6 protein-coding genes are annotated in these 7090 nt (G+C 63.9%); 5 read left to right on the forward strand and 1 reads right to left on the reverse strand.

The genetic code is table 11. The annotated features are described in order from the left end of the window. Entirely contained in the window at positions 1 to 966 is a 966-nt protein-coding gene (locus BLX42_RS19950; protein WP_161872462.1) for a carbohydrate kinase, read from the forward strand. 7 nt (positions 967 to 973) lie between these two features. Here BLX42_RS19950 and BLX42_RS19955 read toward each other — a convergent pair whose 3' ends face one another. Continuing rightward, positions 974 to 2047, reverse strand: coding sequence for an aldo/keto reductase (locus BLX42_RS19955; RefSeq protein ID WP_115275212.1), 1074 nt, complete (start codon positions 2045 to 2047; stop codon positions 974 to 976). Positions 2048 to 2476: 429 nt separating this feature from the next. Here BLX42_RS19955 and katB point away from each other — a divergent pair, with 429 nt between their 5' ends. The 4 genes from katB to BLX42_RS19975 all read left to right on the forward strand — a co-directional run. Then, on the forward strand, positions 2477 to 4018 hold the full coding sequence (gene katB, locus BLX42_RS19960) for a catalase KatB (protein WP_125924807.1): 1542 nt from the start codon (positions 2477 to 2479) through the stop codon (positions 4016 to 4018). Positions 4019 to 4074: 56 nt separating this feature from the next. Continuing rightward, positions 4075 to 4635: an ankyrin repeat domain-containing protein gene (locus tag BLX42_RS19965; RefSeq protein WP_168216564.1), complete on the forward strand. Its 561-nt coding sequence runs from the start codon at positions 4075 to 4077 to the stop codon at positions 4633 to 4635. Positions 4636 to 4862: 227 nt separating this feature from the next. Continuing rightward, positions 4863 to 6212: an aromatic acid/H+ symport family MFS transporter gene (locus tag BLX42_RS19970; protein WP_161872464.1), complete on the forward strand. Its 1350-nt coding sequence runs from the start codon at positions 4863 to 4865 to the stop codon at positions 6210 to 6212. 21 nt (positions 6213 to 6233) lie between these two features. Then, the coding region (locus BLX42_RS19975) for a gallate dioxygenase (protein ID WP_161872465.1) at positions 6234 to 7090 on the forward strand (857 nt) is incomplete at its 3' end.

Here is a 7090-nt window from a genome sequence, read left to right on the forward strand (position 1 = left end):
ATGTATCTGGTATGTGGCGAGGCGTTGTTCGATGTCTTCAGCCTGGCAAACAGCCCGCGCACCTCAGAGCTGGGCTTTAGCGCAATTGCTGGCGGCTCGCCGTTCAACGTCGCCGTCGGCCTGCGCAGGCTGGGCGTTGCCGCAGGCTTTTTCGGCGGGTTGTCCAGCGACCACCTCGGCGCGCGCCTGCGCCGGGTACTGGAGGAAGAAGGCGTAAATTGCCAGCACCTGGTGACCAGCGATGCACCCACCACCCTGGCCATGGTCGGCCTGGATGCTAACGGCTCGGCGCAGTACCAGTTCCGCGGCGAAGGCTGCGCCGACCGGCAGGTGCGGCTTGAGCATCTGCCGGTACTGGATGAGAGCGTGCGCGGGCTGCACGTTGGGTCATACACACTGGTGGTGACACCCGTGGCCGACACGTTGCTGGCACTGGTGGAACGCGAACGCGACCAGCGGTTGATCAGCCTGGACCCGAACGTGCGCCTGAATCCCCAGCCTGATGTGGCGCTGTGGCGCAGGCGCGTTGAAGCGTTTGCCGCGCATGCACATTTGATCAAGGCCAGCGAGGAAGACCTGCAGGTGCTGTACCCGGGGCGCGACACTGGCGAGGTAGCCCGTGGCTGGTTGAACGAGCGCTGCCGGCTGGTGTTCGTGACCCACGGGGCTGAGGGTGCCAGCGTGCATTGTGCGCACGGGTCGTGGCACCGGCCGGCGGACAGCTCACTGCCGGTTCGCGACACCGTGGGGGCCGGGGATACGTTCCAGGCGGCCGTGCTGGCCTGCCTGGTTCGGCTGGGTGCGGACAGCCCGATGGGTGTGGCGATGCTGGCGCGCGACACGGTCGATGCGATGCTGGCCTACGCCATTGGGGCGGCTGCGGTGACCTGTTCAAGGGCCGGGCCGGACCTGCCGTTTGAAAGCGAGCTTTCCTGCATGCCTCAGGCCATCGGTACCTCGGGCTGATTGCGGGTCAGGGTTTGTGCTGCTTCATCGTTTGCCGATGCAGGGCAATGAACGGCGCCTCCGCCGGGTCGATGCGGTCCATTTTCGCGGCGATGCGGTGCCAGTACGGATACTGCGGCGCGATCCGCGTCACCCGCTCGATCTGCTCAAGGTCTTGGCCTGTCAGCACCAGCTCCACCGCCTGCAGGTTGTCGTGCAACTGCTCGGCGGTGCGGCCCGCCGTGATGACACTGGTGATGCCTGGTCGGTCCTTGAGCCAGGCCAGGCACACCCGCGCCGGTGAGCAGCCATGCCGGCGCCCCACCTCGATCAGCGCCTCGATGATGTCGTAGGCCCGCTCCTTGTCATGCACGTAGGGTTCCGGCCAATCGTTGCCTTGGCGGGTACCGGCCGGCGTCTGTTGCCCGCGCCGCACCTTGCCGGTCAGCAAGCCCTCCCCCAGCGGCCCCCACACCAGCGTGGCAAGGCCCTGGTCGAGTGCCATCGGCAGCAGTTCATACTCCGCTTCACGGGCTTCGGGGGTGTAGTAGATCTGCTGGGAAACCGGCTGCTGCCAGCCGTTGAGCCGCGCACTGCCGAGGGTTTTCATCATCTGCCAGGCGGTGTAGTTGGACGTGCCGAAGTAACGCACCTTGCCGCTTTGCACCAGGTGCTCAAGGGCGGCCAGGGTCTCTTCCACAGGCGTGATGCCGTCCCAGTTGTGGATCTGGTAGAGGTCGATATGGTCGGTGCCCAAGCGCTTGAGGCTGGCTTCGCAGGCGCGGATCAGGTGATAGCGCGAAGCGCCGCTGTCGTTGGGGTTGTCCCCCATCGGGCTGCGCGCCTTGGTGGCGAGGATGACCGATTGGCGCCGCTCACCCAGCGCCTGGCCGACGATTTCTTCGGCTAGGCCGTGGGAGTACAGGTCTGCCGTGTCGACCAGGTTGACCCCGGCGTCGAAGGCCATGTCGAACATGCGCCGGGCCAGTGCCACGTCCACGCTGCCGGTTTTCTCGAATGCGCCACGCCCGCCGAACGGGACCGTGCCGACCACCAGTTCAGAAACCAGCAGGCCAGTGTTGCCGAGTGCGCGGTACTTCATGGGTAGTGCCTCCAAATGCGAACGACTTGGAAGTACCGACGGGATGGATTGCTGAAACGTTCAATCTGATTGGTTACCCGCGGGGTGGGCGGCGAAGCGTTTCAGGGCTGCTGCGCAGCCCATCGCCGGCAAGGCGGCTCCTACACGGACCGCGCAGTTCAGGAGGCCTGCGCTGGACTGTGGGAGCTGGCTTGCCGGCGATGGGCCGCAAAGCGGGCCCAAATCGCTTAACGTCCAGGATTCACTCAGCGCCAGACGGGATACCGGGGCCGACGTACCGTCAGCTCTCATCTAGCAAAAAATGCATAAAAAACCGCATTGAAATTGCCAATCGTGCTGATGCGCAGGATCAATTTAGGGGGGCATCCCACGCTCATTATCCTCTGCGGGCGCATTCAAAACGCCCGATTGAGCCTATGGAGCTTCTCGATGACCCCTGTGCTAAAGCATTTCCAACCCGGCCGCCTGCTGGTTGCAGCAAGCCTGGCCGCCAGCCTGCTGACGATGTCCGTCCAGGCCGCGACCCTGACCCGCGACAGCGGTGCACCGGTTGGTGACAACCAGAATTCGCAAACGGCCGGCGCCAACGGCGCGGTGCTGCTGCAAGACGCCAACCTGCTGCAGAAGCTGCAGCGCTTCGACCGCGAACGCATTCCAGAGCGGGTGGTGCACGCCCGTGGTACCGGGGTGCACGGTGAGTTCACCGCCAGCGCCGACATCAGCGACCTGAGCATCGCCAAAGTCTTCCGCCCAGGTGAGAAGACACCGGTGTTCGTGCGCTTTTCTGCCGTGGTGCACGGCAACCACTCGCCCGAAACCCTGCGTGACCCACGCGGCTTCGCCACCAAGTTCTACACCGCAGACGGCAATTGGGACCTGGTAGGCAACAACTTCCCGACCTTCTTCATCCGCGACGCCATCAAGTTCCCGGACATGGTGCATGCGTTCAAGCCTGACCCACGCACCAACCTCGATGACGACTCCCGCCGCTTCGACTTCTTCTCCCACGTACCAGAAGCCACCCGTACCTTGACCCTGCTGTACTCCAACGAGGGTACCCCGGCCAGCTACCGCGAAATGGACGGCAACAGCGTGCATGCCTACAAGCTGGTCAACAGCGAAGGCCAAGTGCACTACGTGAAGTTCCACTGGAAGAGCCTGCAAGGCCAGAAGAACCTTGACCCCAAACAAGTCGAGCAGGTCCAGGGCCGTGATTACAGCCACATGACCAACGACCTGGTCAGCGCGATCAAGGACGGCAAGTTCCCCAAATGGGACCTGTACATCCAGGTGCTCAAGCCCGAAGACCTGGCCACGTTCGACTTCGACCCGCTCGATGCCACCAAGATCTGGCCGAACGTGCCAGAGCGCAAGATCGGCCAGATGGTGTTGAACCGCAACGTCGACAACTTCTTCCAGGAAACCGAGCAAGTCGCCATGGCGCCGTCGAACCTGGTGCCAGGTATCGAACCGTCTGAAGACCGCCTGCTGCAAGGCCGCCTGTTCGCCTATGCCGACACCCAGATGTACCGCATTGGCGCCAACGGCCTGAGCTTGCCGGTCAACCAGCCGCGCATCCCGGTCAATAACGTCAACCAGGATGGCCAGGCCAACGCGGGCCACACCACCACGGGGGTCAACTACCAGCCAAGCCGCCTGCAGCCGCGTGAAGAACAGGCCAGCGCCCGCTATGTGCCGACCCCGCTGGTGGGCAGCACCCAGCAGGCGAAGATCCAGCGCGAGCAGAACTTCAAGCAGACCGGCGAGCTGTTCCGCTCCTACAGCAAGAAGGAACAGACCGACCTGATCAACAGCCTGGGCCAGGCCCTGGCAGTGACCGACGAGCAAAGCCGCTACATCATGCTGTCGTTCTTCTACAAGGCCGATAGCGACTACGGTGCAGGCCTGGCCAAAGTGGCCAAGGCAGACCTCAAGCGCGTTCAGCAGCTGGCAGCGAAGCTGCAGGACTGATTGCAATGACTGAGCGGGCCGACGGCCCGCTCTTCCTTTGTAAGCAGGTAAACACCATGCACAAATGGATGATGGCAGCCGTGTGTGGCTTGCTGATTCTCACGGCCCAAGCACAAGAGCCACTGCCGCCCCAAGGGCAGCACACCAACACCGAGCAGCGGTTGCGCGATTACTTCTTCGGCGCCGCACGCCGCGGGGATGAGGCAATGCTCAAAACATTCATCCAGGCGGGCTACAACCTGGATACCTCTGACGAAAAGGGCTACACCGGCCTTATTCTGGCGGCCTACCACGGCCAGCGAGCGGCCGTGGAGCAACTGCTGGCGGCCGGCGCCGACCCATGCGCCCAGGACAAGCGGGGCAACACCGCACTGATGGGGGCGATATTCAAAGGCGAGGTGCGCATTGCCAGGCGGCTGATCGACGCCAAGTGCAACCCTGACCAGCGCAATGGCGCGGGGCAGACGGCCGCCATGTATGCGGCCATGTTTCAGCGCAAGGAATTGCTCGACGCGCTGGCCGCCCATGGCGCCGATATCGAAGCAACAGATGCACTGGGCAACAGCGTGCAAAGCCTGCAACAGGGTGAGCTCAACGGCGTATCGACGCAACGCTGAGGGCTGCGCATTCTGCAATGCCACCTGCCAGCACACCGCCAGGGAGCTGCGATAAGAAAATTGGATATCTCGTTAAGATAATCCCGCAGGCGCTAGCTGAACCGCAGGATTACAGTCGCCGTCACGCCGAAGTCCGGCGGGGTGATTTTTGCTGGGCCGTAACGCTTTCGAAGCCTTACCGGAACCAGACGGAACTCATACCAATACAAGAACAAAGGTGACCACCCATGCTCAAGACTCCTGTCGATGCCCCTGTCGATGTCAAAGACTGGATCGATAACCGCCCCATCGCTGCCTACCAGTGGCTGATCCTGTCGCTGTGTTTCCTGATCGTGCTGTTCGACGGCTTCGATGTCGCCGTCATGGGTTTTATCGCACCTTCGCTCATGCAGGACTGGGGGCTGTCGCGCACCGCCTTCGGCCCGGTGATGAGTGCCGGCATGGTCGGCCTGGCCATCGGCGCACTGACCGCCGGCCCGTATGCCGACCGGTTGGGCCGCAAGAAAGTGCTGCTGATCGCGGTCAGCGGTTTCAGCCTGCTGAGCCTGGCCTGCGCCTTTGCCCGCAACCCCTATGAGCTGGCCGTGTTACGGCTGCTGACCGGCATCGCCCTGGGTGCGGCCATGCCCAACTGCACCACCCTGCTCGCCGAATACCTGCCCACACGCAACCGCTCGCTGATGATCACCATCATGTTTACCGGTTTCAACATGGGCTCGGGGCTGGGCGGCTTTCTGTCCGCCTGGTTGATCCCTCATCACGGCTGGAAATCGGTACTGCTGGCCGGCGGCCTGCTGCCACTGGCCTTGCTGCCCTTGCTGTGGTGGCTGCTGCCAGAGTCCGCTCGCTTCCTTGCCGCACGCCAGGCGCCGGCCAGCCAGATTGCGTCAGCCTTGGCCAAGCTTGGCGGCCGCTTCGCTGCCGGCACCCGTTTTACCGTCAGTGAGCCGACCACACAGCACAAGGCACCGGCCCGGCAGCTGTTCAGCGAGCGCTACCGGTTTGGCACCCTGGCCCTGTGGCTGACCTATTTCATGGGCCTGCTGGTGATCTACCTGACCATGGGCTGGTTGCCGACCCTGCTGCGCGATGGCGGGCTGTCCATCGAGCGCGCCGCCACCATCACCGGCCTGTTCCAGATCGGCGGCGCAGTGGGCGCAATCGTGGTCGGCTGGATCATGGACCGGCGCAACCCCAACCGGGTCATCGCCATCGCCTATGCACTGGGCGGCCTGTGCATCGTCTCGCTGGGCGCCCTGAGCCTGGAGTCGAGCCTGCTGGTGGTCGGCGTGGCGGCTGCCGGCTTCTGCATGAGCGGCGCGCAAACCGGCCTGAACGCCTTCGCCCCTGGCTACTACCCAACCGAATTCCGCGCCACCGGCGTAAGCTGGATGCTCGGTATCGGGCGCTTCGGGGCCATTTTCGGCTCCCTCATCGGTGGTGCCGTGCTCAGCCTGGGGCTGGGCCTGCCACTGCTGTTCACCCTCCTCGGCCTGCCGGCATTCGCCGCTGCCCTGGCGATCCTGGCCAACGGCCACGCCCGGCTGCGCACGACCCCCGCAGTAACCGCGCCGTAACCTGTAACAGAGGACTTTCGCATGGCTCGTATCATTGGTGGCCTGGCCGTCTCCCACACCCCGACCATCGGCTTCGCCGTCGACCACGACAAACAGGAAGAAGCCGCCTGGGCGCCGATCTTCGAAAGCTTCGAGCCGATCCGCACCTGGCTGCAGCAGCGCCAGCCGGACGTGCTGTTCTACATTTTCAACGACCACGTCACCTCGTTCTTCTTTGACCATTACAGTGCCTTCACCCTGGGCGTGGACGAGCAATACGGCGTGGCCGATGAAGGCGGCAACCCACGGGACCTGCCGCCAGTAGGCGGCCATGCCGCGCTGTCGCGGCACATCGGCCAGAGCCTGATGGCCGATGAGTTCGACATGAGCTTCTTTCGCGACAAGCCGTTGGACCACGGCTTCTTCTCGCCCATGTCGGCACTGCTGCCCTGCGATGAAAGCTGGCCTGTACAGATCGTGCCGCTGCAGGTCGGTGTACTGCAGCTGCCGATCCCAACGGCGCGGCGCTGCTACAAGCTGGGCCAGGCGTTGCGCCGCGCCATCGAAAGCTACCCCGAGGACCTCAAGGTGGCGATCGTCGCCACCGGCGGGGTATCACACCAGGTGCATGGCGAGCGTTGCGGTTTCAACAACCCTGAGTGGGACGCGCAGTTCCTCGACCTGCTGGTCAACGACCCGCAGCGCCTTACCGAGATGACGCTGGCCGAGTACGCCACGCTCGGCGGCATGGAAGGCGCCGAGGTGATCACCTGGCTGATCATGCGTGGCGCGTTGTCTGCCAATGTCGAGCGCAAGCACCAGAGCTACTACCTGCCGTCGATGACCGGCATCGCCACCCTGCTGCTGGAAAACCGCGACCAGCCACTGCCGGCACCGGT

The organism is Pseudomonas sp. SG-MS2 (genome assembly GCF_009933855.1).
Lineage (GTDB): Bacteria > Pseudomonadota > Gammaproteobacteria > Pseudomonadales > Pseudomonadaceae > Aquipseudomonas > Aquipseudomonas putida_E.

Excerpts from the sequence above, each read along its gene's own strand:
- BLX42_RS19950 (WP_161872462.1), top strand. The coding sequence starts at position 1 with ATGTATCTGGTATGTGGCGAGGCGTTGTTCGATGTCTTCAGCCTGGCA.
- BLX42_RS19955 (WP_115275212.1), bottom strand. The coding sequence starts at position 2,047 with ATGAAGTACCGCGCACTCGGCAACACTGGCCTGCTGGTTTCTGAACTG.
- katB (WP_125924807.1), top strand. The coding sequence starts at position 2,477 with ATGACCCCTGTGCTAAAGCATTTCCAACCCGGCCGCCTGCTGGTTGCA.
- BLX42_RS19965 (WP_168216564.1), top strand. The coding sequence starts at position 4,075 with ATGCACAAATGGATGATGGCAGCCGTGTGTGGCTTGCTGATTCTCACG.
- BLX42_RS19970 (WP_161872464.1), top strand. The coding sequence starts at position 4,863 with ATGCTCAAGACTCCTGTCGATGCCCCTGTCGATGTCAAAGACTGGATC.